Here is a 24,321-nt window from a genome sequence, read left to right on the forward strand (position 1 = left end):
ACCGACAACGCATTTTCGTTGCCGGTCTTTATCGTTTCATGTGTTCAATTGTTTAAAACGCTTAATCGCGAACGGTCCGATTGGTTCAGTCGTCGATCGTTCCATGATCAATTCACTAAGTACTTTTCCAACTAAGCTACTGAACTTGAACCCGTGACCGGAGAAGCCGGCGGCGATCGCGATGTGCGGATAGTCCGGGTGCAAATCGATGATGAAGTCCTCGTCTGGCGTCATCGTATAAAGACACGTTTTGCCGTGAGTTAAAGTATCGATCGAGGGCATGAACGTATTCGTGAACTGTCGTAAATCAGCCAGATCACCCGTCTCTTGACCGAATGAACGGCATGGTTGATTCGGATCAACGGGAATGCCGCCGTCGTGGCGTCCAATTTTCAGACCGGCTTGAGCGATACTTGGAAAACCGTAATAATAACCGGCGGGTGTATCAAAGGCAAAGGCAGGGAACACCGCGTCATTGAATACCTCTTCCGCTGCTTCGAACCAGGCGAACGTCTTGCGGACCGGGCGTAGCGGTAAGGCGAGTCCAGTTTGTTCGAGCAATGGACCAGACCAGGCACCGGCTGCGACAATCAACGCTTCAGCTGAATAGGTGTCTGTTCCGACGGTCACGTCAACGCCAGTTGCGTGGGCGGTAAGCGTCGTCACTTTCGCATTCGTCCGGATGTCGACGCCGTTTGCGACAGCAAGATCGCGATACGCTTCAATACAATCCTCGCACTTCAACACACCAGACGTCGGTTCAAAACAACCGATATAATCGTCGGGCATCGTTAAGCCGGACCAGCGGGTTCTAACTTCCTCAGCCGTCAGGACCTCGAGCGGCAAATCGTATTGCGCTGCACTCCTGATGATCGTCTGCATCGAACGGGACGAGCGTTGACCGGCATTCAAGACTCCGGTGTTCAGAAACAAGCTCCGACCGCTGATCTGTTCCAACTCGTACTATAAGCGTTGCGCAGTTAACGCGAGCGGTACGTAAGCTTCCCCTTCACCATAGGCATGGCGGATGATCCGTGTCTCCCCGTGATGACTTGCTTGATCATGCGGCGGATTGTGGGCGTCTAGTAGTAAGATTTTTTGATTGGTTCGAGAAAGATAGTAACCGGCAGCCATTCCCATGGATCCGCCACCGACGATGATGACATCATATTGGGACATGTGGTTCGACTCCTTCATATGTATATTCATACCAGTATAAAGTGAGAACCAAAACATGACAAATGTGATATCAGATCTCGAAGCGACGGGCTTCTTGTTCTAAGTGTTCCGTTCGTGCGTTTAAATCACCTACGAGCGTATGCAACGTCGTGATCGTCGCAATCATCTGTTCAGACGCAGCGGCGACTTCCTCGTTACTTGCCGTATGCTCTTCCGCGACAGCGGCAATTTCCGTTAAGGCATTGCGAATGAATCGTTCTGCCTGCAAGACGTCTTCCATCTGTTGCGTCATCTGCTGTGTTGCTGACGAGACGTGCGTGACTTGATCCGTCAACCGTTCGAACGTTGTATCCGTATCAAGGACGATCTGCTTACCGGCTGCTGTTGCTTCGACCGTCGTCTTGAAACTGTGTTGCATCTGTTGCGCACTGTCTTCAATCGAGGTGACGATTGTTGCGATTTCACTGACACTACTTGCGACGTGACTTGAGAGATTCTTGACCTCGGTCGCAACGACGGCGAAGCCTTTGCCTTGTTCGCCAGCCCGTGCTGCTTCGATCGCGGCATTGAGGGCAAGTAGATTCGTCTGCTCGGAAATACCGCGGATAATGCCAACGAGCGTTTGGATATCCGATGATTGCTGTTTCAGTAGATCAATCTGTTCAGCAGACTGGGTGACATGTTGATGAATGTGGCGCATCTGTTCGACAGAAGCAGACATTTGATCCCGTCCGACTCGTGTCAGTATTGCCATCTGATCCGTCGTTCCTTGAATTTCGACACCAGACTGATTCGTCGTCTCGATTAATGCTGCGAACTGATTCATCTCGTCATTCAATGAAAGCGTGACTTGCGTCTGACTTTCAGTTCCCGTTGCGATTTCCGACATCGTATGAGCGATTTGCTCAGATCCGTCGAGTACTTCTGATGTACTTTGATCAATCGATTGACTCGTCGTCGAGACGAGAGTGGCTGTCTGTTTGATATCAACGATCATCGTCCGCAGCATCTCATTCATATCACGAATCGAGGTCGCAAGCACATAGATTTCGTCCTTTGAAGCGATTGTCAAATCGCTCAACGTCTGTTTCGCCTGATTCAGTCGTCCGTCGGCAATCAAGGCGGCGACTTTCTGTAACGTCTCGAGCGGACGTAATTTTCGACCGAGCACGATGTAGAGCAAGACGAGGGTGATCGTTAACAGCAGGAGCATTAACCCGATGAAAATCGGAGCGTTTTGTTGTAATAGATCCGTCGTAAGCGCATTGACTTCCTTCGCATCGATGTCTGTTCCAAGAATACCGATGACTTGACCGGACGCATCTTTTAACGGAACGTAGATGCTCATATACTGTCCATTCTCAGGATCATTAATGATGTCCGTCGCATGTGTGTCGCCTTTTAAAACATCTTGCATATCCGCGACTTTTGCACCGCTTGCTGGCGCATCAATTTTAGCCGCATCTTTTTTGGGGAGACCGTCAATCAGCAAACGGACCTTATTTTGGTCGATGCGTACTGTGTATGCATACAGGAGTCCGTTTTGCTTACGTAATGTATCGAGTTCGTTTCGTAACGTTTCATATTGCTCAGACGCGATAGGCGATTGTAGAAATTCGCTGTAAGCCGCCGTGTCGAATGTCTTGCTGATACGTAAAGCATCCTTTTCAGCGGTCGCTTTAAGCGTTGAAACCGCAGTTTGCTTCGTATTGAAGTATAAGGCCAGACTACTAAAAACAAAAAAGGCAATCAAAATTAAACTAATCATTACTAAAAGGCGTGTTCGGATGGAATGGTTTTTGGTTGTGTTCTTCACGTGTAACTAGTCCTCTCAACTCATATTTTCTATCTATAATTCATTTATCGGTCGGTAAAATACATATTAAACAGGACCTTTTAACGATTTTTTTATGCCACCGCTGGAAGACAAACTATTTCTTCTAAAAAAAGGATTTATCAAGAATGATTCAGGGCAAATAGTAGATAAAAAAATACAAATTGAGGGAAGAGGGATCGAGATGGAAAGTGAAGTCGATCATCGAATCAAAGCAAGACATGTATATGAAAATGAATTACGAAGACACGCAGTCAGTACAAAAAAAGCGAGCTTTCGTCTGATGACATGTCTACGTTGTCAATCAAAAATCCTGTTAAAGCAGGGACATCAGGACAGCCATCAATGTGACACGAACTAAAAAATCCCACTCTTAAGAGCGGGATTAAATAAAGTGTTAGATAGAACAGGCAACAGTTAGAATAAAAAAATAATCATGAGCACTTGTTTTTCGGTCGTTCACGTTAGGATTTCATAGGCAACACATAGTGTAATAATAATTGCTGAATACAGGAAAGTAGTGTTCTGATTGTCAATGGAGCAAGAACTAAACCTATACCGATGATAATCACACCAGGTGCGTCGTCAATCTGACCGATATAGAAAAAGACGGGAAAAAGACATGCCGTTAAAATGGCGACGATATAAAAAGACAATTTCATCGATTGAAGGGAAGCTGTGATGAGCGGAAGAGCTGGAGGAGCCGTCGACATGTATCGAAGGATGCGGAGCGCATGGAATAAAATCAAAAGAGTCGGGATGAAGATAAGGTATGCGGTCAATAGAACACTGTAACCAGGTCGTTCGAGTAATAAATTTTCATGATACCATGCCAGACAAGGGGAATACCAAGTCCAGCTAAGCCGAACAGACTGAAGATGACGCCGAAGACGATAAAGCGCAAAAAACGAACTTGCCAGACAAAATGATTCACGATATCAACCCCTTTCAAGATGGCGAACGTTTCTTTTAGTATACTGTATCTCCCGATAAGCTAGTAGAAAATTCAAGTGAAGAGGCAACCGCACTTTAAAATAGTGTCATGTAGGTGAAATAGATTAAGGAAATGGAGGTCACGTGATGAAACGAGAGCAACATGTCACGCCGCATCCAAAAGGTGGCTATCAAGTGAAAGCTGCCGGTGCGACTCGAGCAACCAAACGATTCGCTACACAGAAAGAAGCGATTGCAGAAGGGCGTCGCATTGCGAAAAGTCAGAAGACAGAGCTCGTCATTCATAACAAAGAAGGGCAGATTCGCGAAAAAGATTCCTACGGTCATGATCCATTTCCACCACGAGGTTGAGCCATCATACACGACACGTTCTGGTTATGAGAGCGTGTCTTTTTAATGATTTTTATGTCAAAAGTTTTTGACATAATGATGGAAGTTCATTACAGTAAATATGTAAAAAGAATTTGACACGTCGTGGAGGGATGAACGTGAGAAACCACATCAAGGAACGACGTCTAACGGCAAAATTATCGCAACAAGAATTGGCTGATCGTTGTCAGGTCAGTCGGCAGACGATTAATGCGATTGAAAACAACAAGTATGATCCGACTTTACAATTAGCGTTTAATATCGCCAAAGTCTTGCAGACACAAGTCGATCATCTGTTCATTTCAGAACAGGAGGAATGGGATGTCTAAGAAAAAAACGGTTTTATTTTTAGTAACGCTCGTGATAGTGGCGAGTCTTACCATCATTAGTATGTTCATCGAAAACAACGTAACGTTCTTCTCGATTGTTCAATTAGCGATTCTGTTGATCATGTTCTTCTCGTATTTTACGTGGGCGCGGACGACGGAGGACGAGCGTCCGGTACCTGATGACGAACTTGGAGAAAAGATTACGATGGAGAGCGGGCTCGTTAGCTACAAAATTCTGATTGTCCTGATTTTTGGATTCATCTGTCTCGATTACTTTTTACATGAATCAGCGAATCTGTTATTGATCATCTTATTCGCGATCGGACTGACACTGTTGCCGATCATTGAATTTGTAAAAGCACGATCTTATCGATGAAGCGGTTTGGAACGGAAAGGAGTAAAGCATGGACGAACAACGATACTGACTTCACTTCCGATGGTACACCTACTATATTATATGGAATGTGCCTGCTGCACCATGCACGAAAAGCGATTGAGCTCGCTCCACTAGGTGTTGCTTATTATGAATTTATCTTGTTTTTTGAGGGCAATCCCATGTCTATCTGTTTAAAGAAGAAATAACTGATACCCACAAACGAATCAAAGAATTGCATAAATGATGAAAAAAATACCTAGATGAGATGACTAATAATCTCTTCTAGGTATTTTTTTTATTATTTTGTCAGTACAGGTGAAATCAATGTAGTAACTGTACTATTTCCTTCTGCAGTTACACGAAGATTCGCCACACCCGTGACATCAATATCAAAGTCTATTTCATCCGCGCCATATACAACATCATAGCGACCGAGTTCTTTTCCGTTATTGTCGGAGAATACAAGTGTCATTTCATCTTCTGGACTCGCATAGTTCAAGTCACTCGAACTTTTTGTCAAAGCTTGTTCAGTCAAAAGGGACAGTTGACCAGATAATTTTTTATATTTTCGATCAAGACTAAAAGTAGCATATTCATCATTGAAGAACCCTGATAAGATTACGTTTTGATTATTTAGTTTACCATTCGCTAAAATGGATTGATTTTTTTCAATCGATTCAAACGATGAAGAGGCGATATGGATCGATGAAAGTGATGTACCTGAAAGTGGTGTTCCGACTTCATAAGCGGTGGAAGTCTCGATTAGAGGTAATCCTGAAAGGTCTGCTAACAATTGTAATGGTACGTATGGCGTTTTACCAAGCATCAACAAACTTTCTGTATTTTTGTACTTACCAGTTACGACTGCTCCGTCTGTGACAAGTGATTTTGAAGATGCGAGAAGGCGATACCCAGTCGAAAGCTCTTTGATCTTCTTTTTGTTCCCTTCGTTCTCGATTTGAAGATTCTTGTACTTAGTATCAAGTGATTTATAAGACTTTGAGAGGCTCGTGTGCTGTCCTTGTAACGTCTTATAGGCGTTTTCCGACTTCTTTGTTTTTTTCTTTTCGTCGGCTAGTTGTTTTTGGAGTGCTGCTTTTTCCTTTTTCAGTTTAGCCACTTCTTTTGAAGTTGAACTTGCTTCAACGATTGATGTCTGCATGACACCGAATGCTAATGATGATACAAGACCTGCTGCGATCCATTTCTTCAAGATGGTTCCCCCTTAAATGACAAAAATGATTTCTTACACCTAACAGTATATTCCAATATCATCTTTTTAGATTTCAATCATTTTGAAATGAAGGGAATGTTTTTATAGATTAAATTTGAAACCAATCACTTCGCAATATCGAGTACATATACAAATCATCGAATTGTCCACGCGTTTTCTCATATTGACGAAGCAACCCTTCACGTTGGAATCCGAGCCGTTCAAGCAATCGTTGCGAAGCGGTGTTTGCTGGTAGGACAAGTGCTTCGATCCGGTTGAGCGAAAGTTCTGTAAAGCCATATTCGATGACCGCAAGCGCTGCTTCCTTCGCGATGCCTTGTCCCTGATAGGCAGGGCTCAACTCAAACCCAAGTTCTGCCCGCTGATGGCGTTCCGCTTGATTCAAGAAACCGCAACTGCCGATGATGACATCGTCTTCTTGTAATGCGATCCCGAACCGGATACCCGTTCCATCGCGACGAATCGAGGCATACCAGTCAATCTCTTCAAGCGCGTCTGCTTCTGATTGAAAGGCGGCGAGTCCCATCTGTTTGACGACGTGTTCGTCTGATAAATAGGCTAGGACACTCGTAGCATCTTCGGGTAACACTTCGCGTAAGACGAGACGATCCGTTTTTAGCGTTGGGAAAGTATGTAACATTCAAAAAACTCCTTTGCAAGAAAATGTAAAAAGTTATTGTGCAGTGTTTAAGGCATATGGTAAGATTCTCCACAACAAGAGCATATCATTTCGTTGACGAGAAAGAGTAATGATTGTCCCTCTGCCTTACAGAAAACCGGGATTGCTGAGAACCGGAAGCCAGATCAATCATGAAGATCCTCTCTGAGAAGTCACGCTGAACCATTCAGTAAGTGTGACCGGGTGTCCACCGTTACATGGAATGCACATGATAGTGTGCAACTAAGTGCTGTCGAGAACGAGTATTCTCGACGGAATATGGGTGGTATCGCGGTGAAGTCCGTCCCTGTCAAAGGGGCGGACTTTTTTTGTATTCTCTCAGTTACCGATTAAAGGAGCGAACAAGAGATGACGTCACAAAACCAAGCAGAAACCGTACAACAACGCGAGGAGCGTGTCCGAAACAGATGGAAACAAGACTAGGTCTTCGCACGATCGATTGAACAACGCACGGAAGCGGAATTCGTATTCTATGAAGGTCCACCGACTGCTGCGACTCGGGAACTGCGAACGCGATTCGCGAAGAGACACGCAATTGTTATTTCTATGAAAAGATGGGCTATCGATTGACCGGTGTCAGTCAACCGCTCAATGAACGGGCGACACTCGTTTCCTATCAGAAATCGGTTTCGGAATGAGCGGGTTTTATCGGAAGGAAGAACCACCACAGATTCGTTAAAAGAGCGGCAAGGACGGCAAAGTTAAACAGATAAAGGCAAAAGAAGAAGACGAACTCACCGATGTCCTCAAGGTTAGCTAACGGATTATCGATCAAGTACGATTCGTGACTGACGCCGAAGATGAATAAAGGAAAGAAGACATAGAAGTATCGTTTCCAAAAGAATGACGCAGGACCAGTTTGAAACATATGAGCACCTCCTGAAGGAATGTCGCCCTTCTTCCGGTCAGAAGAAGCGTGTGTTCGTTTAAGATAAAGATGGTGTCCCGACGACTTCGACGTGGCGCGTGACCGTATCAAACAGACGTGTCCGCGTATCGTTATGAGACAACAGCAACGGCTCACCCGTCTCGTCATAGATGAAGGCAATCGGAATCGAAAAACCACAGTTGCGGTACGAACCATCGGCATGACTCGTTCCGATCATGAGCGCTTGTTGCGCCTGACTGATGATGCGCGCTTCACCGGACCACTCAACGTACTGTTCCTCGCTGAACATGCCGACGCCAATCGGGTTGAAGATGAGATCAAGTCCGGATTCCTCGCGTAGTCCGTCGTTTCCTAAGAAGATTTCGCGGCAGAGGACGTATCCATAGCGAAATAACCCGTCGTTTGCTGTTGATGGTGTATAAAGCGGTCCAGCTTCTGGTGTTTTGGCGCGATCAAGCAGAATCGTCCCGGTCGCATCGATGATGACAGCGCGATCGAGATTCGCTTCATCTTTGTAACCAAGGACGATGGCTGTTTCGAACTGCTTGGCAAGATGTTGCACGCGTTCGATTTCTGCGACCGTACAATAGCCTTCCGGGTAGACAATCAGGTCGACTTCAGGATAAGCGGTGATTTCACGTTCGAATTGCTCGAGCCCGGTCTCGCGTTTCGGTTGGGCGATTAATAATTTCATCAAAACATCCTCTCAGGTATAAATATATCTGAAAAATCAGACTTTACATTCGTCATGTTTTTACCATTAGTGGTAAAATAAAGCATATCGCTTTTTGATAAATTTTACTGCAATTGAAGGAAGGTCATCAGCTTGATCATTTCAAAAACCACTCTTGTGACACGGCATCTACAGGCAATGAAAGATTTTTACATAAAACAGATCGGATTCCCGCTCGTCTCGGAAACGAACGAGTCGTTTACGATGCAAATCGGTACCGATCAACTGACATATCGACAGACTGACGATGTTGATACGCAATACCATATGGCGTTCAACATTCCGGAAAACGCCTTCCAACAAGGAAAAGCGTGGCTCGTAGAACGGACACCACTCTTGATCGAAGATGGACAGGACGAGATTTTTTTTGACTTCACGGACTCGCATTCCTGCTATTTTTATGACCCGGATGAAAATGTCTTGGAGCTGATCGCGCGGCATCAAATCAATCCCTCTAAAGCGGAACTGACGTTTGATGTATCCGACATTCTCGGAATCGGTGAGATGAGGCTGACAGTGAAAGACGTGCTTGAAGTGGGTGAGCAGTTAGCAGAAATCGGCGTTGTCGAGCGACGGGAACGTCCGCTCAATGGCGCGTCACTCAACTTCCTCGGACCGGTCGCGGATGGAACGCATATCTTGCTCGTCCCAGAAGGTCGGACATGGTTGTTCTCACCGAAGACGGCGAAGGTCAGTCCGATCGAGATGGAACTCGATGGCAGACATCGAGTCCGGCTTGATGCAGCGGGCGTATGGCATCAAAGTGCCGTTTCTTCATAATTCATTATTCTAAAAAGTGAGGGAAGTAAGATGAACAAAGCGGTGAATGCGAGTATCGCGTTCGGATTATTGTTGTTCGTATGTGGTTTCTTTTTTCTGTTTGGCTATTTGACCCGGTCGATGCCGATTCAGCAAGGCGGTGACCCGGTCATCTTACCGGTCGCAGCACTCCTCGTTCTCCTACCATTCGTGATCCGTGAAGGCATGCGCGTTTTGACGTATGTCTCGCTGACACGTCGACAGGTCGGCGTACTCATCTTATTTGCAATCAGTGGAATCATACTAAGTAGTTGGATTGAGGTGCAGCAGAATGTTGCCGTAATCGATTTCCGTTCCCTCTTTACGATTCATATGTTCGTACTGTTCGTTTCGGGCATCATCTTGTTGTGTCTCCTATTGACGGGGCTCAAACAGATGCGCGTCCGAACGAGAGTGATTTAAATGGAAAAGGACTGAATGACATGGGATACATTACAGAATTACGAAAACTCGTCGGCACACGACCGCTCGTCATGGCAGGAGCGTGTGTCATCGTCGTCAACGATAAACAAGAAGTCTTATTACAACTTCGGCAAGATAACGGTTGTTGGGGACTCGCTGGTGGAGCGCTTGAGATCGGGGAGACGCTCGTAGAGACAGCAAAACGAGAATTAAGGGAAGAAACCGGTCTTGAAGCAGAACAGCTCGAATTATTAAACGTCTATTCGGGTGATGCGTTTTACTATAAGTATCCGCACGGGGATGAAGTCTATAATGTGATCACGGCATTTCTGTGTACGGCGTATACGGGTGAAATCGTTCTGGATCCGTCAGAAGTCGCAGAATTACGCTTTTTCGCTATCGATCAGCTACCAGAAAACCTCAATCCACCGGAACGACCGATTTTGATGGAGTATGGTCAAAAGCAACGAACAGCGCATCACGTCTCCATTTGAAGCAAAGGGTAAAGTAAAAGTCTTGAATGAACTGTTCATTCAAGATTTTTTGTTGCACTGGGACGCGTTTCAGCCTGTAGCATCAAGAGGACACGAAAAGGAGGAAACGCAATGCGATGCTTTGCGATTGATTTAGATGGAACGTTATTGAATAAGGAACACGGGATTTCGGATGCCAATCAGGCAGCCATCAAGAAACGGCAGGAACGAGGAGATGTCGTCATCATCGTCACCGGGCGTGCTGCCTTTGATGCGCGACGGATTCTAGCGCAACACGGACTGGATTGTCCGGTCATTGGTGCGAATGGGGCAGAGGTCGAGGTAGGACAAGGTAGACGGTGTTTTTTGAACCGTTCTAGCAGTCGAACGATTTGGGAGATCGTACGATCTACAAACGTATTCATACATATTTATCTTCAAGACAAGATCCTGTTACCGCAGTTTTCGCTTGCTGCTCTTCAAGGCGGAGATCGTGCGTTTCAAGAAGCGATTCAGGCTCAATTAACGCAATACGGTGTTGAGGAAGTTGACGAAATCGCAATCGATCAACTGGATGTTATCAAATTCATGTTCGTCTCACCTGACAGATGGCGACTCGAACACCTCGAGCAACAACTCCTTCAGCTGAAGATCTGTTCCGTGACACGTTCAGGTGCCTATAACTTAGAAGTCATGGGAAACGCTGAAGCGTCTGTCAAAAGCAGAGCGACATACCTCACCAGTGATCATGACGAGGACGGTGTAGCGAAGGCATTAAACGACTTAGAACGATGGGAACAAACGAAGGAGGAACAGCATAGCGAACATCTCGGACATCGCTAAACAAGCGGGCGTCTCGAAGTCGACGGTATCCCGTGTCTTAAACGGTCATAAGCATGTATCAAAAAAAGCGACGGATCATCTTAGACGTGATGGAGCGACTGGAATATAGTCCGAACGGAAATGCGATCAACCTCTCACGCGGTAAGACGAATACGATTGGTGTCCTCGTGCCGCGTGTCGGTCATCCGTTTTTCATCAATTAATCGAGGGGATCGGTCAAGTGTGCATGGAACGAAACCACACACTCCTTAGCTGTCTTCCATCGGATTCTTAAAAAGGGAGAACAAGATATGAAATGGAAAAGGACGACCTATCCCCTCATCGAGGGACAAGACGAAAAACAGGTCTACTGGATAGAAAAAGGAGAAACGGTTCAGATCGGACAGACCTACGAAACGATTCGGTTAGAAAAAACATCACATCAATCCATCCTGGTACGGGAGCAAGAATTGGTGTCAGAAAAAATCGGCAATCGAACGATCAGCCTGACGATTGATGCAGAAGACTATACGCCACTCGAATTCGTCGAGTACCAAGATGGCGTCCAAACCGTGCATGCGTTGTATCGAGCGGATGCAGTCGTAATTACGCGAGGCAATGAGCAGTCTGTCCTACCGATTCATACCGAAAGTGTTGATCTGTTTTCAATCGAATTGTTATTGCGAGCATTACCATTAACCGTCGATTCGACACTCTCGTTAAATGGCTTTAGTGCCGTTTCCGGACGTGAGGTGCCGATTCAGGTGAACCCTCTGCGGAACGAACTATTGACGACTGAGTCAGGCGAACATGTAGAGACGCTTTGCGTTCACGTTGCGTTTGGTGAGCGGATTCAGTATTACTGGATTGATCCAGTCAAGCGGGAGTTGTTAAAACAGTCTTCCCAGATTGCCGACGGGGTCTCATTGGAATTTTTGTCGATGAAAAAAAGGCTGATTCAAAAGTTAGTCTCTACAAAGAAAAGGGTGGCAGAATGATGATCTGCCACTCTTTTCTCGTAAAAAAATGACGCGTCATACGCCACTCCTACAGGAACAAGCGCATATTTGCGCTGTCAGAGACAAACAAGACCCGCTTTCCTGCTGAAATGAAGCAGGAAAACTGGCTTGTGTTTCGCCTGAGGAAAGGGCGTGAAAAGACGCGCCATTTTTTTGAGTCAGACCCATTTGTTATAGCTGAAAATGATGTTGCATCGCTTCGAAAATCCGCTTACTTGCTTTTGTATCGTCAAACGCATAGATATGGCTGAGATGACGTTTGAACTTTTTAGGCATCTTCGATTCGCGTAGTGAATCCATCAAGGCGTCTCTTGTTTCGATGACGTCTCCTGGTAACAAATCCGTCGATTCGCCGGCGTTATCTTCACCGACTAAGACAGATGGACGGTAGTAGATGACCTTTTTATGCATCAAGGAGAAATCGAGACCGACACTCGAATAGTCGGTGATCAACACATGATGATTTTCAAGTAGCTCCTTAACTGTGAACGCATCCTGACTGATGACATCGACGAAGTCCGAGTGGAACAAGTGGCTAAATTTTTGGAAGTTACGATGAAGATAGAACGAGACTTCGTATTTGTTGTCCATCACTAAGTTTTTCAACCGTTCGTCCGTGATTAACGCTTGAAACTCCTGATAGTAGTCGCTTTCCATGAACTGTTCGTCTGGATACGTATCGAGTTTCGGTCGCCACGTCGGCATGATCAACAGCTTTTTCCGGTTTTTATATCGCTTGAGCCAACGTGATCGTTCCGTGATCAATTGATCGAATCGGGCGAGACCCGTCACGATGATTTCGTCAGGATGAAAACCGTAATCGCGGGCGATAAGTTGTTTTTCCCGCTCCGAGGAGACGACGAATAAGTCGGTAAATGGATGCGGCATCTTTTTTCCGTAAAGATGACTGACATTTTTTGACCCGATGACACCGTGTTGCAAGAACAGCTTTTGTTTCGTTTGCATCAATGCTTCTGTGTGATAGGTAGCGAACGGTAAGGCATAACTTGAAGAATGCGTATGGCAAAGAATGTCTGCTGCTTGGACGACCTCGATGTTCTCTGGTGATTTGTAGAACACGATATGGTCCTCATATCCGACAAGATTTTTGAGGTCCGGACTCGACCGACTGATGATGTAGAAGATATTGAAGCGCTTCTGATGCTGGTCGACGAGATACTTGAAGAAAATCATCCCGTTATCTTGTGCTTTATCCGGATATTCAAAACAGATAATCGTCTTCTTCTTAGGGTCCAGTCCAAGTAACGGGTGAGGGTCTGTGTAATACTCGACAGTCTCGACCGGCACCGGAATTAGACGCATCGCAAGACGTTCCGACACGGTTGAATAGGGGCGAACTAGCACATCGTATTGCTCATTAAACGGCAACCAGTGCTCATCGTTCAAGAGTTCTGGGTGATTTTTAAAGTGGCGAATCCGAGGTGTAAAACCAGAAATCGGCATCTCACGAATCGAAAAGCCAAACAATAGGTCGTAGATGTTTACATTAAGGGTTTCATAGTCATACTGGTCACCAAGCAATTGATTGACAAGTTCTGGTTCGATCACGGCTTCGACCTCTGTCTTGAAGCGACGAGCATCAACTGGTGTGACGCTGAAGCGTTCAATCGGCAGGGTGATTTTTTGTTCCAGATGTCTGAATTTAATGAAACAACTCGGCTGTTCCACTTCGAAATACTTCGAGTGAAACGAAAACTTCAATAGAAGGACGTCGTCTTGACGAGTGATGCCCTCAAATAGGACGTCTTGATCATAAAAATTCATGATGGACGGTTTTTTGTTATAGATCAGACTGAGTTCATCGTCTTGGTCGATGAAAATGAAGTAGGAATGTTTCCCTTGTTTGATGTAACTATTCGGTGCGATGACTAGTGGCTCAGAAAGATGTTTGAACGAGATTGGTGTTCCAGATTCATCGACGAATTTAACAGGATGATTCTTTTTTTTGAAGATATCGAGCAATGTATCAATCGATAGCACAAAGGCTGTCTCTATTTTTTGGAGTGGTATCAGTTGTTCATTGATCGCTAACTGTAGGCTTTGGTGCGGAAGATTCTCGATCAAAAACGTATGATCACGACAAGTGATTTTCATTGGTGCGTGGCTTCCTTTCATACTCTGATTCAGTCGTTCTTAAACAACATCACTTACCATACAATATCTTCCGATTTCTGCAAAGATGTAGATTGATTGAAACCACTGCAGTATAGTCTACTGCTGAAGGATATGGGGAAAAGACAGACGTTACCGTATCTTCGACAGAGCGTTGGTTGCAGAATCATGACAATGATTGGATATTATGCAAAACGGATTGACTTTGTTCTTAAAAAAGTAGATAAATAGAAACTGTATTGGTAAATGCGACTAGTATCGCAAGAGGTTTATGAAAAAGCAAAGTCGGCTATATATAGAGGTTGAACTCACAGAAAAAACAGGGATCAATCTTGAAGGGTGAAGGGGAGTAATGACAGATGCTGTATACGGTAACATCGACATTACCACCAAAACACGGTGGTAGAACGAAGTCGTTATTGAGTCGAATCGCCCTCATGGAACAAGAACTTGGCGCGGGTTCAACAATCGTTACGACGAACTACAATGCCAACTACATGGAAGTCTACGAATTGTTCCGAACAGAAGAGAAGGTCGGTCCGAAAGTACAATTTGAAAATATCTACGATTGGCTATCAGATTACAAATTGTTAAGTATTCCAACGACTCGTTTTCGTAACAAACCGATCATCAAAGAAACGGAGCGCGAAATCGAAGGATTGAAAAGCGTCGAGAAAAAAAACAGTGACGCCGTTCGTTATTATGATGAGGAAGATGAGTATGTCCTCTACCGTAAATTTTACCCTGAAACGCAAGTCGTCGAATTCGAGGATTTCATGACGAACGCTTCCCGTAAAAAAGTCGAGCGCTGGGAATATAACGTCTACGGTCAATTGCACCGGAAGACGATTTATTCGCCGGTCCATCATGGAAAGATGATGGAAGAGCTATATGATTCGGAAGGCAATGTCTATTGTAAGAAGTTCTACAATGAAATGGCGCGCCCGAAGCTCATCTTGATTCAGTTATACCGCAACGGCAGAATGTACAAAGCGTTCAAAAAAGAGAAGGACTTATTTGAGTATTACTTCAATCGATTGTTTAAAGACGGTGATGTCTTGTTCGTCGATGCGCGTTTACTGGACCGCTCGATTCTCAACATCAAAGCAGATGTCAAACGAATCATGGTCATCCACAACTCACACTTGGATGGTACGACCGTCAAAGGATCATATACGACGATGTTCTCGGAATCCGATAAAGTGACACGTTTCATCAGTCTGACGAATCACCAAAAAGAAGACATCCTGGAGCGGTATAATATCCCGGAAGAGAAGATTTCCATCATTCCGCACTTCATCGTCCCAGAACAAACGCAACGACGCGAACAGGTCAAGGATCAATTTTGTTTCATCGGTCGATTCGGTTTGCAAAAACAGATGGATCATTTGATCAAGAGTTATGCGATCTTCAAACAATCCGGTCACGCGACGAAGCTTGTGCTCTACGGCATGGACGAACAAGGGCAACTGGCGATGATGGAGAGTTTGATCGAGGAACTCGGCTTACAGGACGATATTGAAATCCACGGCTTCACGTCGAATCCGGCAGAAGTGTTCCGGGAATCGAAAGCCTCACTGTTGACGAGCGAATTTGAAGGATTTGGACTGACGGTCATGGAAAGTATCAATGTCGGCTGTCCGGTCATTTCTTATGACGTCAAATACGGACCACGCGAAATCATCGCCCACGGCGAGAACGGCTACCTCGTTCCAGCGAACGACATGGAAGCTTTTGCTGCCGCGATGGTGCAACTCGTCGAACGACCATTTGCGCGCGTCGAGACGAAGCCATCGCTGTACCTCGAGACGGCTGTAAAGAACTACGGACGATTACTAGAAGAATTAAGCAACTAAACCTACTACTTGAACGATGAAGAGGATGAACGTTATGATGAAAATCACGAAAGCCATTATCCCAGCAGCAGGACTCGGGACACGTTTCTTGCCTGCGACAAAAGCAATGCCAAAAGAAATGTTACCGATTCTCGATAAACCGACGATCCAGTATATCGTCGAAGAAGCGGCAAAAGCCGGCATCGAAGATATCATCATCGTCACAGGTAAACACAAACGGGCCATCGAAGATCATTTCGATAACCAAAAAGAACTCGAGATCACGCTCGAGAACTCTGGGAAGACGGAATTACTCGAGAAGGTTCAATTCTCGACGAACCTCGCGAACATCTTCTATGTCCGCCAAAAAGAACAAAAAGGTCTCGGTCACGCCATTTTGACGGCAAAACAATTCATCGGGAACGAACCGTTCGCAGTCTTACTCGGGGACGATATCGTCGAGTCGGATGATCCCGCAATCAAACAATTGATGGACGTCTACGAGCAGACGGAAAAATCAGTCATCGGTGTACAAGAAGTCCGTCCCGAAGATACGCATCGTTACGGCATCATCGATCCTGTTTCACAAAACGGACGACTGTATGACGTGAAGAAATTCGTCGAAAAACCGGCTCCGGGCAAAGCACCATCGAACCTCGCGATCATGGGACGTTACGTGCTGACACCGGATATCTTTGATTATCTAGCGAATCAAGGAGAAGGGGCAGGCGGTGAGATTCAATTGACGGATGCGATTGAGCGATTGAATGCGGATAGCCAAGTCTATGCGTATGATTTCGAGGGTAACCGTTATGACGTCGGAGAGAAACTCGGTTTCGTCAAGACGACGATTGAATATGCGTTGAAAGATGCAGAGATGCGTGACGAGCTGAAAGCTTTCATCAAGACACTAGACATTTAACATGATGGACCACTCTGACATGATTCAGAGTGGTTTTTTTGTAATTCATGAAACCAATCCGTCTAGTCAAAACGTAGAAAAAAAGAGAAGAGAGGTGCTACATATGTTAACGTGGCTCGGTGTGAAGGCTGATAAAAAAGCAGAATGACAATTTTTCACAGGTGTCGAAAAGAAAACAATCTTCCTGATCTTGCTTCTATCGCTTGTGATCTTGAAGGGTGTGAAGTGGGGAATGACAGCACTTATCCCAACGGCATTTTTCAGTGATCCGATCGTTTCCGTGTTACCAGGAGTGCTTGGCGTCCTAACAGCAGTCGTTTTCGTGCTTTTGGTAGAGCGCTCCCTACAGGATAAGTCGAGTGAAAAGTAAGAGATACACGAAGGACCACCTGAAGTTAGTCGATTCAGACTGAAGACAAAGTGCAATTTTTCTCAAATAGAGTGCGTATACTTTAAGACGAAAAAAATTAAATATAAACTGAAGAGAGAAGACGACATACTTACTACTTAATGGCCCCCATAAGATGATTACGCAAGATAAGCTTTATACATTGCAAATATTAATGATTCGGACTACTAGATCACGTAATTGATCAGAAATATCGAATCGCTCGTATATTAAGACATCATTAAAGAAAGAAAAAATGATAATCAGTATTGCCTAGTATAAGATATGACCGTAACAAAGTAATCCGAATCAGATAATAATCCTATTTTTACGCTCGATCTTTAAAGAAATACTATTAACGAATCGCTTTCATCATCATTGACAGGTGTTCACAAGACTACTAAAGTGAAGGTAACTTAAATAGAATCACTAGGGGTGTTATTAAACTGAGATGAGTAGCTACTCAAACCCTTTGAACCTGAACTAGGTCGTACTAGCGTAGGAAAGTGTAAACTCTGATGAACAAGCGGAGGCGATGATGTCGCTCTTTGCTATGTGTTTATTTAGACGTGCGCAACTTTCCTTTTGGAGAGTTGCGTTTTTTGTTTACTACTTCGCTATTTAAGTTGCAAAAATGGATGAGGGAGTGGACAAGAATGAGCAGAACAGTATTAGTGACAGGAAGTAGCCGAGGACTTGGGGCGACGATTGCAAGGGTGTTAGTGAACAACGGATTTAAAGTGGTGATTAATTACTATAAAAGCAAAGAGGCGGCTGAAAAGCTTGTGAGCGAACTAGGAGCAGAGAATGCACTTGCCTTGTATGCCGATGTTACGAAGCGGGAAGATGTTGAGAGCATGATGCAATCCGCAACAGCACATTACGGTCAAATCGATGTTGTCGTCAATAATGCATTAGTAGATTTTAAATTTGATCCGGTTGCTCAAAAATCGTTCATCGATTTAGAGTGGGAAGATTATCAAAAGCAACTGGATGGAACGCTAAAAGCTGCTTTTCACACCATCCAAAGTGTTTTACCACAATTTATGGAACGAAAGAGCGGTAGTATCATCAGCATTGGAACAAACCTCTATCAAAACCCCGTCGTTCCTTATCATGAATACACAACAGCAAAAGCAGGTCTGATTGGTTTCACACGTAACCTGGCCGCAGAACTAGGTCAATACGGTATAAACGTGAATGTCGTCTCCGGTGGGTTATTGAAAGTCACAGATGCGAGTGCTGTGACAACCCCTGAAGTATTTAATCTTATTGCCCAATCGACCCCGTTGAAAAAAGTGACGAGCCCAGAAGAAGTGGCTCAACTGGTTGCCTTTTTGGCATCAGAAGCAGCATCTGGGATTACCGGTCAAAACGTAACAGTCGATGGTGGGTTAACGATGAATTAAAGCAGGCGTTTTAAAAATTCTCAGCTTGTAAGAGAAGGGATTCGTGAACAGAAGATGACGAACAGAAATCAGTTAAATATCGGCGTTTTGTTATATGGATGTGGTCATCATCAAGCCGCATGGTTAATGCCTGATTCTGCAATTGAAGAAATCGGAGAGAGCCGCTATTATCAGCGTTTGTCTCAAATAGCGGAAGCTGGATGTTTAGATGCAGTATTTTTTGCGGATAATCAATCTTTTCCGGCTACCAATGCAACTGATTTACCTGCCTTTTGGTTGGATCCATTAATTAATCTAACGGCTATTTCTCAAGTGACGGATCATATAGGATTAGTCTCTACGATATCGAGCACGTTCTCCAATCCGTATACAGTAGCAAGGCAACTTCTAAGCCTTGATCACGTAACGAAGGGGAGGGTAGGCTGGAACTTAGTGACCTCGATGACAGATTGGGAAGCACTAAACCACGGAATGTATGCACTTCCACCGAGGGAAGAGCGGTATAAAAAGGCGGACGAATTCGTTACATTGATGGAGAAGCTATTTTTATCATGGGATCAAGCGGCTTTTCTTGCGAATCGATCAGATAACCAATTGATTGATCCTGAACGTATACAAGTTATCGATCATTCTGAAGCCTATTTCAGCGTAAAAGGTCCTTTGTCTACGCCGCGTAGTCCCCAAGGAAAGCCAGTAGCGATGCAAGCGGGGGGTTCTGAAGAAGGGATTGCCCTTGCAGCCAAACATGCGGATGCCGTATATTCTGTGTCATGGAATTTTAGACAAGCCCATGCTTTTCGTGAAAAACTCCATAAGAAAATTACACAAACTGAATCACCAGATCGAAAGATTAAGATATACCCAGGCTTAGTAACGTATGTTGGTAAAACAAGAGAAGAGGCACTAGCCAAAAAAGCCGAACTAGATGAAAAATTACCGGTTGAAAATGCGTTGAAACAATTGAGTTTCTTTCTGCAACAGGACTGCTCCACATGGGATCTCGAAGCAAAGATTCCGGCCTTACCATCGATCGAGGAATTTTCCGGACCCATCGGACGCTACCGAACGATTCTAGAGATTATCGAAGATACGGATCCGACGCTCAAAGAACTATTAGGCTATTTAGCAGCAGGAGGAGGACACCTGACATTGATTGGTACTCCGGAAGAAATTGTGGATCAGTTGGAGTTTTGGTTTAACGAGGGAGTAGCAGATGGCTTCAACTTGATGCCGCCGTCATTACCGTCAAGTTTAGAAGATTTTGTAGACATGATTGTTCCTGAATTACAAAAAAGAGGATTGTTTAAAGTGTCCTATCAAAGTACTACATTTAGAGAGCATCTAGGTTTAATCGATTAAATTAGATGAAAAATTTAGCTAAATTCCGAAAAGATTTTGAAGAAATCCTTGAAGACCCGAACACGAATCGGCGTGACTTTAGATTGACGAACTTGATGTCGGAAATGGATGGAACGATCCAAATCTCATTGCTTCAAAATCTCGAATGGGAAGCTCGGCATCCAGAAAAATTGAATTATATCGCGAAATCTCACAGACACGAGTATTATGAAATTTTAAAAGATATAACCCCACTTCATAAATTGTTAAAAAGTTATATTTGTAGTATGTTAATTACATTTTTTAAATTTAAAATGGTATATTTATGGTAAGGAGGGGTTATCATGTTAAAAAGAGTTACGTTAGTATTTTTGATGATGTGCTCAGCTATCACAATGTTATTTGTTGCTTCAAAGAATTCAGTAGGTGAGAGTACCATTTCCTTGGAAGAACCAGGAGTATTCAAAATTTCACTTATGATCATCGTCGGATTATTTTTGTTGCCGTTGATTTTATCTCTTTTCAGTAACAGTGTGATTAAAATGATAAATATCGCGTATCAATCAATTATAGTTTTAACATTCTTGGGATTAATTCCGATAGGTTTTATGATTCCTAATGGCATAACAACAATTCTCGTTTCAGTTCTTGGAACATTATTGAGCATCATGAGTATTTTTGTTTTAGTGATGGATAAAACATCAAGAAGTCCTCGGAATCGGAATGCGAGGACTTCGCATTATTGAGACTGTTATTTTGTTTGTGGAGGTTTTTCTTTGCAGAAGATGGGGTTTTGTTTCGTATTAGCAGCACTTACTAAGATGTGGTTATCCATTTACTTATCTGATTTTTATTTGCTTAAGGAGTTAGATGTGACTGGTAGCTCCGAAGGGGATGCCTTTGAGGCGATTCCAGATCTGGCTTGGAAGATAATTGCGGTAGAACTTGTTATCGGGATTGTTTTGATTGTACTAGACAGAAAAAAGAAAGTAGAAAAATGATATAAAAAAGCCATCATTTCTTATTCGGAATGATGGCTTCAGACTGAAGACAAAGGGTAATTTTTCTCTTAATGAACTGAGCCCCGTAAAATGGACACTTTAATAAAAAGACCACGTTTTCTATGCTGCGATCAGATGGTCCCGATATTGTTTCGGGGTCATCTTTTTTAGGTTCCATTGACCGCGTTCGTAGTTGTAATAGCTGATGTAGTTCCCGACCACCTCGCTGACCTCCTCGATTGACTCGCACGAACGGTTGGCGACATAGTCCTTCAAATGACCGAAGAACGATTCAATCGGTGCGTTGTCGAGACAGTTGCCCCGACGGGACATGGACTGGACCAGTCCGAGGTCGCCAATGAGTCGCTGGTAGCCCGGATGGGTGTAGTGGAAGCCTTGGTCCGAATGAATCATCGCCTGAAAGACGAGGTCCATGCGAAGGTCCGTGGATAGGTTGTATGCCACGATCTCGCGTGTGGCGACAGACAGATAGACGTTCTCGCCGGAGGCGATGGGGAGATAGGTGATATCGGTCACGAATACCTTCCCGGGCTCGCTCTGCCGGAATTCGCGGTTCAATCGGTTCGGCACGACGCGATGCTCGTGCGTCGCCCGAGAGAGCTTGCGATACGGGTTCATCCTCCGGATTTTAGTCACGATGTTAAATTTGCGTATCAGTCGGAGAATCCGTTTATGGTTGATCGGGAAACCGAGGGTGGCGAACACCTCCATGTACAGCCCCCGATAGCCGACTTTGCCTTTATGGCTATCATGGATGCTCTTGAGAAGTGTCGCATCTAGGTGATCACGCTCTTCCCGGAGGGAATCCGCCTCGGCACGGTTCAACCAAGCGTAATAGCCACTGCGGCTCACTCCGGCGATCTCACATAATGGGCGGACGAGATTCTTAAGCTGTGCGATGCGGATGATGGTGTTGATGACCTGATATTTCTCTGCTGGTGTCAGTTCGTACGTTTCGCCTGCCCCTCTAACTGCTCTAGCTTTTTTAAGAGCTCGTTCTCTGCCGTCAGGTATTTGATCCGTGCCTCTGCCTTCGCCAACCGTCTCTCCATCGACTCGTCTGTCTTCGTGCGTCCGCCTCCAAGAGCTTTTCCACGTTTGTCGTTCCGGAGACCCTGCTCTCCGTCTTTTCGGAACGTTTGGCGCCAGCGAATCAACGCGGAATACGCTTTTCGTTTCCCGATCACCGTCAGGTCGAATCCGGCCTCCGTGAAGATTTGTTGAGGTCTCTTTCCTTCCATGTTCTCACGTACGGTCTTGATCTTGAACTCGGCCGTGTACTGGATCAAGCGTTCTGATACGGAAGCGACGTTTGGGTTTTCTTCGAGCTGGTTGATTTGGGTCATAGTGAAGATGATTTTACTCATGATTGTTTCTCCCGTCTGATTGAATAGGTTCATTATAGCGATTCGTATCCACACGAAAAACCCCGAATGATGCACTTTTTTTCAAGTGTCTATCATTCGGGGTTCAGTTCAAATTGAGAAGGATTGCGCTTTTTCGTTCGTCTCGAATCATTTATCAGGGCCAAGCTTCGCATCGCTGCTCCTGCTTATTTTTCTCTAGAAGGCGATTTTGAGCGAAAAAAATGCTTATGTGATACTTTTTCTCAATTCATCCAAAACAAACGGGAAATTGTTGATTTCATTCCATAAATTGTTAGATAGAACGTGATTGTCTCCTCGTTAAAAATAGGATAAACCTTTTTTAAGTTGAATTGGTAAAAAATGAATGTTATTATATAAATATAGTAAAATTGAAATGTTTTACTTCTATAAAAGTAAAATAAAGTATGGAGAATTGAGAGGTGATACAGAAAGATGAAAAATCAAATTTTAGAAAGTGTTTTCGCAGCAATGTTTTTTCTTATTTTTCTAATGTTTTTTGAAGGAATTCCGAAGTCGACTGATACATGGGTCGAATATGGAATAAAGTCTGTGGCAATTGCTGTCATTTTCCTAATAACGGAAGGTATTTTTTCTAAAAAATCTCTAAAAAAAAACACATCAAATTAATAAAGTATTCAATTTTTTTAATGCTGAGTACACGATTGAAACAAAGCCCACATGTGCGTCATAATGTGGGCTTTCTTCAATGCAAAGTGATCGAGTGAAATATATTACGATATGACGAATCCATTATTTTCGCGATGTTTATCTATGCTCTGATCATGATTATTTTTCTTTTAATTCTAACAATCTCCCTAAAATCAATAAATGTCATGAGTGACGAACTGAACTTGGTACAAAAGACATCAGATGTTCAAAGGCGTTTTTGCGCATGACAACTGATTGTTGTTGTAAAATGAGGACAATGACGGAACAGGTGAGGGGCGAACGGGCATGACGAAACGATCCATCCAAGATGCTGCTTTTTTGGGCAAACGAAAACAAGTAATGCGCTGCATCGAACGTGGTGACGATCTGAATGAACTGGATGAAGAAGGGTTTGCGGCACTTCATTGGGCGATTCAGGAAGGGTACCTACGGATCGTCGAATTGTTGCTCGATCATGGAGCGGATGTGAATCTTCCAAATCAAGACGGGATGTCACCGCTGCATATTGCGCTGTATGATCAAAAGACGGACATTGCGTTGCTGTTGATCAAACGGGGTGCCCATCATGATTTAAATGAGTACGGCTTCTCAGCGCTTCACTTAGTAGCGGGGCGATCCGGCAATAAAAAAGTCTTACGGAAACTAGCGCAGAATGTGGAGTTGTTACATCAACGGACCGATGATGGAGCTGGGGTGACGCCGCTACATTACGCAGCGCAAGAAGGCAAGGCTAAAAAAGTCAAACTGTTACTTGAAGCGGGAGCAGAGGTTGATGTTATCGGATTAGACGGATTCACACCGCTGTATCTGGCAGTCGGAAATAATCATCCGAAAGCGGTCAAAGTGCTTCTAAAGGCAGGGGCTGACATCGAAGCGGAAAATGTCGCGGATGGCGATACGGCAGTCCTTGCATTAGCGAGTGCTTACGGTTATGAACGGATTGTCCGTTTACTTCTCTCTTATGGAGCCGATCCACTCCATCGAAATGAAGACGGGCAGACAGCACGTGGTGCAGCACTTGATAATGACCACCATCAGATTGCGGAGATTTTAAGACAAAAAGAGATTGATGCATTGTCTGAGGAAGAAAATAAGTGAGCGATTGA

General features: G+C 44.4%; 27 protein-coding genes, 1 pseudogene, 1 riboswitch and 1 other annotated feature. Of the genes and pseudogenes, 18 read left to right on the forward strand and 10 right to left on the reverse strand.

Annotated features, from left to right (window positions below; all coding sequences use genetic code 11):
• Positions 1 to 36: 36 nt before the first annotated feature.
• The 4 genes and pseudogenes from solA to HZS85_RS10785 all read right to left on the reverse strand — a co-directional run bounded on the left by solA (position 37) and on the right by HZS85_RS10785 (position 3,947).
• Positions 37 to 1,236 (reverse strand): annotated as a pseudogene (gene solA, locus HZS85_RS10775) (N-methyl-L-tryptophan oxidase).
• 13 nt (positions 1,237 to 1,249) lie between these two features.
• Entirely contained in the window at positions 1,250 to 2,995 is a 1,746-nt protein-coding gene (locus HZS85_RS10780) for a methyl-accepting chemotaxis protein (protein ID WP_353048869.1), read from the reverse strand.
• Between the two features lie 482 nt (positions 2,996 to 3,477).
• Positions 3,478 to 3,795, reverse strand: coding sequence for a DUF2975 domain-containing protein (locus HZS85_RS16960; protein WP_353048870.1), 318 nt, complete (start codon positions 3,793 to 3,795; stop codon positions 3,478 to 3,480).
• Positions 3,792 to 3,947, reverse strand: a complete 156-nt coding sequence (locus HZS85_RS10785) for a hypothetical protein (RefSeq protein WP_214855833.1) — start codon at positions 3,945 to 3,947, stop codon at positions 3,792 to 3,794. The genes HZS85_RS16960 and HZS85_RS10785 overlap by 4 nt, the downstream gene beginning before the upstream one ends.
• Before the next feature lie 146 nt (positions 3,948 to 4,093).
• Between HZS85_RS10785 and HZS85_RS10790 the strand changes: the two genes are divergently transcribed.
• From HZS85_RS10790 to HZS85_RS10800, 3 genes are all read left to right on the forward strand, one after another.
• Positions 4,094 to 4,318, forward strand: coding sequence for a DUF2188 domain-containing protein (locus tag HZS85_RS10790; protein ID WP_029341445.1), 225 nt, complete (start codon positions 4,094 to 4,096; stop codon positions 4,316 to 4,318).
• A 137-nt stretch (positions 4,319 to 4,455) separates the two neighbouring features.
• On the forward strand, positions 4,456 to 4,665 hold the full coding sequence (locus HZS85_RS10795) for a helix-turn-helix transcriptional regulator (RefSeq protein WP_290757080.1): 210 nt from the start codon (positions 4,456 to 4,458) through the stop codon (positions 4,663 to 4,665).
• A complete protein-coding gene (locus HZS85_RS10800) occupies positions 4,658 to 5,041 on the forward strand; it encodes a hypothetical protein (RefSeq protein ID WP_214855835.1) in 384 nt (127 codons plus the stop codon). Before HZS85_RS10795 ends, HZS85_RS10800 begins: the two co-directional genes overlap by 8 nt.
• Positions 5,042 to 5,339: 298 nt before the next feature.
• Here the strand turns inward: HZS85_RS10800 and HZS85_RS10805 are convergent, their stop codons facing one another.
• From HZS85_RS10805 to HZS85_RS10820, 4 genes are all read right to left on the reverse strand, one after another.
• A complete protein-coding gene (locus HZS85_RS10805; RefSeq protein ID WP_214855837.1) occupies positions 5,340 to 6,254 on the reverse strand; it encodes a hypothetical protein in 915 nt (304 codons plus the stop codon).
• Positions 6,255 to 6,363: 109 nt separating this feature from the next.
• Complete coding sequence (locus HZS85_RS10810) at positions 6,364 to 6,915, reverse strand: GNAT family N-acetyltransferase (protein WP_214855839.1); 552 nt, start codon at positions 6,913 to 6,915, stop codon at positions 6,364 to 6,366.
• Between the two features lie 84 nt (positions 6,916 to 6,999).
• Positions 7,000 to 7,245: a binding site (T-box leader), on the forward strand.
• Positions 7,246 to 7,570: 325 nt separating this feature from the next.
• On the reverse strand, positions 7,571 to 7,822 hold the full coding sequence (locus tag HZS85_RS10815) for a hypothetical protein (protein ID WP_214855841.1): 252 nt from the start codon (positions 7,820 to 7,822) through the stop codon (positions 7,571 to 7,573).
• A gap of 58 nt (positions 7,823 to 7,880) precedes the next feature.
• Positions 7,881 to 8,537: a carbon-nitrogen hydrolase family protein gene (locus HZS85_RS10820; protein ID WP_214855844.1), complete on the reverse strand. Its 657-nt coding sequence runs from the start codon at positions 8,535 to 8,537 to the stop codon at positions 7,881 to 7,883.
• A gap of 132 nt (positions 8,538 to 8,669) precedes the next feature.
• Here HZS85_RS10820 and HZS85_RS10825 point away from each other — a divergent pair, with 132 nt between their 5' ends.
• From HZS85_RS10825 to HZS85_RS10850, 7 genes are all read left to right on the forward strand, one after another.
• The gene (locus HZS85_RS10825) at positions 8,670 to 9,356 is read left to right on the forward strand and encodes a VOC family protein (RefSeq protein ID WP_214855848.1); all 687 of its coding nucleotides are present in this window, start codon (positions 8,670 to 8,672) and stop codon (positions 9,354 to 9,356) included.
• A gap of 30 nt (positions 9,357 to 9,386) precedes the next feature.
• Positions 9,387 to 9,797 (forward strand): hypothetical protein, encoded by a 411-nt coding sequence (locus HZS85_RS10830; RefSeq protein WP_214855851.1) that lies wholly within the window; start codon positions 9,387 to 9,389, stop codon positions 9,795 to 9,797.
• Positions 9,798 to 9,817: 20 nt separating this feature from the next.
• Positions 9,818 to 10,291, forward strand: coding sequence for an NUDIX hydrolase (locus HZS85_RS10835; RefSeq protein ID WP_214855854.1), 474 nt, complete (start codon positions 9,818 to 9,820; stop codon positions 10,289 to 10,291).
• 111 nt (positions 10,292 to 10,402) lie between these two features.
• Complete coding sequence (locus tag HZS85_RS10840; protein WP_214855857.1) at positions 10,403 to 11,113, forward strand: HAD-IIB family hydrolase; 711 nt, start codon at positions 10,403 to 10,405, stop codon at positions 11,111 to 11,113.
• Entirely contained in the window at positions 11,106 to 11,222 is a 117-nt protein-coding gene (locus HZS85_RS17010) for a LacI family DNA-binding transcriptional regulator (RefSeq protein ID WP_290757193.1), read from the forward strand. Before HZS85_RS10840 ends, HZS85_RS17010 begins: the two co-directional genes overlap by 8 nt.
• Positions 11,167 to 11,316 carry a hypothetical protein gene (locus tag HZS85_RS17015; protein ID WP_251137928.1) on the forward strand — a complete coding sequence of 50 codons (150 nt, stop codon included), beginning with the start codon at positions 11,167 to 11,169 and terminating at the stop codon, positions 11,314 to 11,316. Before HZS85_RS17010 ends, HZS85_RS17015 begins: the two co-directional genes overlap by 56 nt.
• Positions 11,317 to 11,403: 87 nt before the next feature.
• Entirely contained in the window at positions 11,404 to 12,090 is a 687-nt protein-coding gene (locus HZS85_RS10850) for a DUF3108 domain-containing protein (RefSeq protein ID WP_214855860.1), read from the forward strand.
• Between the two features lie 192 nt (positions 12,091 to 12,282).
• On the opposite strand, the gene HZS85_RS10855 is transcribed toward HZS85_RS10850, so the two are convergent.
• Entirely contained in the window at positions 12,283 to 14,226 is a 1,944-nt protein-coding gene (locus tag HZS85_RS10855; protein WP_214855863.1) for a CDP-glycerol glycerophosphotransferase family protein, read from the reverse strand.
• Between the two features lie 377 nt (positions 14,227 to 14,603).
• Between HZS85_RS10855 and HZS85_RS10860 the strand changes: the two genes are divergently transcribed.
• The 7 genes from HZS85_RS10860 to HZS85_RS10890 all read left to right on the forward strand — a co-directional run bounded on the left by HZS85_RS10860 (position 14,604) and on the right by HZS85_RS10890 (position 21,137).
• Positions 14,604 to 16,100, forward strand: a complete 1,497-nt coding sequence (locus HZS85_RS10860; RefSeq protein ID WP_214855865.1) for a glycosyltransferase — start codon at positions 14,604 to 14,606, stop codon at positions 16,098 to 16,100.
• A 34-nt stretch (positions 16,101 to 16,134) separates the two neighbouring features.
• Entirely contained in the window at positions 16,135 to 17,001 is an 867-nt protein-coding gene (gene galU, locus HZS85_RS10865; protein ID WP_214855866.1) for a UTP--glucose-1-phosphate uridylyltransferase GalU, read from the forward strand.
• A gap of 232 nt (positions 17,002 to 17,233) precedes the next feature.
• Positions 17,234 to 17,371: a hypothetical protein gene (locus tag HZS85_RS10870; protein ID WP_214855868.1), complete on the forward strand. Its 138-nt coding sequence runs from the start codon at positions 17,234 to 17,236 to the stop codon at positions 17,369 to 17,371.
• Between the two features lie 439 nt (positions 17,372 to 17,810).
• Positions 17,811 to 17,911: riboswitch (TPP riboswitch) on the forward strand.
• A gap of 134 nt (positions 17,912 to 18,045) precedes the next feature.
• A complete protein-coding gene (locus HZS85_RS10875) occupies positions 18,046 to 18,798 on the forward strand; it encodes a 3-oxoacyl-ACP reductase (RefSeq protein WP_214855870.1) in 753 nt (250 codons plus the stop codon).
• Positions 18,799 to 18,852: 54 nt separating this feature from the next.
• Positions 18,853 to 20,157, forward strand: a complete 1,305-nt coding sequence (locus HZS85_RS10880) for an LLM class flavin-dependent oxidoreductase (protein ID WP_214855872.1) — start codon at positions 18,853 to 18,855, stop codon at positions 20,155 to 20,157.
• A 323-nt stretch (positions 20,158 to 20,480) separates the two neighbouring features.
• Positions 20,481 to 20,882, forward strand: coding sequence for a hypothetical protein (locus HZS85_RS10885; RefSeq protein ID WP_214855874.1), 402 nt, complete (start codon positions 20,481 to 20,483; stop codon positions 20,880 to 20,882).
• 30 nt (positions 20,883 to 20,912) lie between these two features.
• On the forward strand, positions 20,913 to 21,137 hold the full coding sequence (locus HZS85_RS10890) for a hypothetical protein (protein ID WP_214855877.1): 225 nt from the start codon (positions 20,913 to 20,915) through the stop codon (positions 21,135 to 21,137).
• A gap of 120 nt (positions 21,138 to 21,257) precedes the next feature.
• Here HZS85_RS10890 and HZS85_RS10895 read toward each other — a convergent pair.
• A protein-coding gene (locus HZS85_RS10895; RefSeq protein ID WP_483297908.1) for an IS3 family transposase occupies positions 21,258 to 22,525 on the reverse strand; the annotation gives its coding sequence in 2 pieces (ribosomal slippage) (positions 21,258 to 22,156 and positions 22,156 to 22,525; 1,269 coding nt in all).
• A 975-nt stretch (positions 22,526 to 23,500) separates the two neighbouring features.
• Between HZS85_RS10895 and HZS85_RS10900 the strand changes: the two genes are divergently transcribed.
• Positions 23,501 to 24,313 carry an ankyrin repeat domain-containing protein gene (locus HZS85_RS10900; RefSeq protein ID WP_214855880.1) on the forward strand — a complete coding sequence of 271 codons (813 nt, stop codon included), beginning with the start codon at positions 23,501 to 23,503 and terminating at the stop codon, positions 24,311 to 24,313.
• The last annotated feature ends 8 nt before the right edge of the window (positions 24,314 to 24,321 follow it).

This window comes from Exiguobacterium sp. s130 (genome assembly GCF_018619055.1).
In the GTDB taxonomy this organism is placed as follows: Bacteria; Bacillota; Bacilli; order Exiguobacteriales; family Exiguobacteriaceae; genus Exiguobacterium_A.

Coding starts and splice junctions, on each gene's coding strand:
- HZS85_RS10790 (WP_029341445.1), top strand. CDS start 4,094: ATGAAACGAGAGCAACATGTCACGCCGCATCCAAAAGGTGGCTATCAA.
- HZS85_RS10800 (WP_214855835.1), top strand. CDS start 4,658: ATGTCTAAGAAAAAAACGGTTTTATTTTTAGTAACGCTCGTGATAGTG.
- HZS85_RS10810 (WP_214855839.1), bottom strand. CDS start 6,915: ATGTTACATACTTTCCCAACGCTAAAAACGGATCGTCTCGTCTTACGC.
- HZS85_RS10815 (WP_214855841.1), bottom strand. CDS start 7,822: ATGTTTCAAACTGGTCCTGCGTCATTCTTTTGGAAACGATACTTCTAT.
- HZS85_RS10820 (WP_214855844.1), bottom strand. CDS start 8,537: ATGAAATTATTAATCGCCCAACCGAAACGCGAGACCGGGCTCGAGCAA.
- HZS85_RS10830 (WP_214855851.1), top strand. CDS start 9,387: ATGAACAAAGCGGTGAATGCGAGTATCGCGTTCGGATTATTGTTGTTC.
- HZS85_RS10835 (WP_214855854.1), top strand. CDS start 9,818: ATGGGATACATTACAGAATTACGAAAACTCGTCGGCACACGACCGCTC.
- HZS85_RS10840 (WP_214855857.1), top strand. CDS start 10,403: ATGCGATGCTTTGCGATTGATTTAGATGGAACGTTATTGAATAAGGAA.
- HZS85_RS17015 (WP_251137928.1), top strand. CDS start 11,167: ATGTATCAAAAAAAGCGACGGATCATCTTAGACGTGATGGAGCGACTG.
- HZS85_RS10850 (WP_214855860.1), top strand. CDS start 11,404: ATGAAATGGAAAAGGACGACCTATCCCCTCATCGAGGGACAAGACGAA.
- HZS85_RS10855 (WP_214855863.1), bottom strand. CDS start 14,226: ATGAAAATCACTTGTCGTGATCATACGTTTTTGATCGAGAATCTTCCG.
- HZS85_RS10860 (WP_214855865.1), top strand. CDS start 14,604: ATGCTGTATACGGTAACATCGACATTACCACCAAAACACGGTGGTAGA.
- galU (WP_214855866.1), top strand. CDS start 16,135: ATGATGAAAATCACGAAAGCCATTATCCCAGCAGCAGGACTCGGGACA.
- HZS85_RS10870 (WP_214855868.1), top strand. CDS start 17,234: ATGACAGCACTTATCCCAACGGCATTTTTCAGTGATCCGATCGTTTCC.
- HZS85_RS10875 (WP_214855870.1), top strand. CDS start 18,046: ATGAGCAGAACAGTATTAGTGACAGGAAGTAGCCGAGGACTTGGGGCG.
- HZS85_RS10880 (WP_214855872.1), top strand. CDS start 18,853: ATGACGAACAGAAATCAGTTAAATATCGGCGTTTTGTTATATGGATGT.
- HZS85_RS10885 (WP_214855874.1), top strand. CDS start 20,481: ATGTTAAAAAGAGTTACGTTAGTATTTTTGATGATGTGCTCAGCTATC.
- HZS85_RS10900 (WP_214855880.1), top strand. CDS start 23,501: ATGACGAAACGATCCATCCAAGATGCTGCTTTTTTGGGCAAACGAAAA.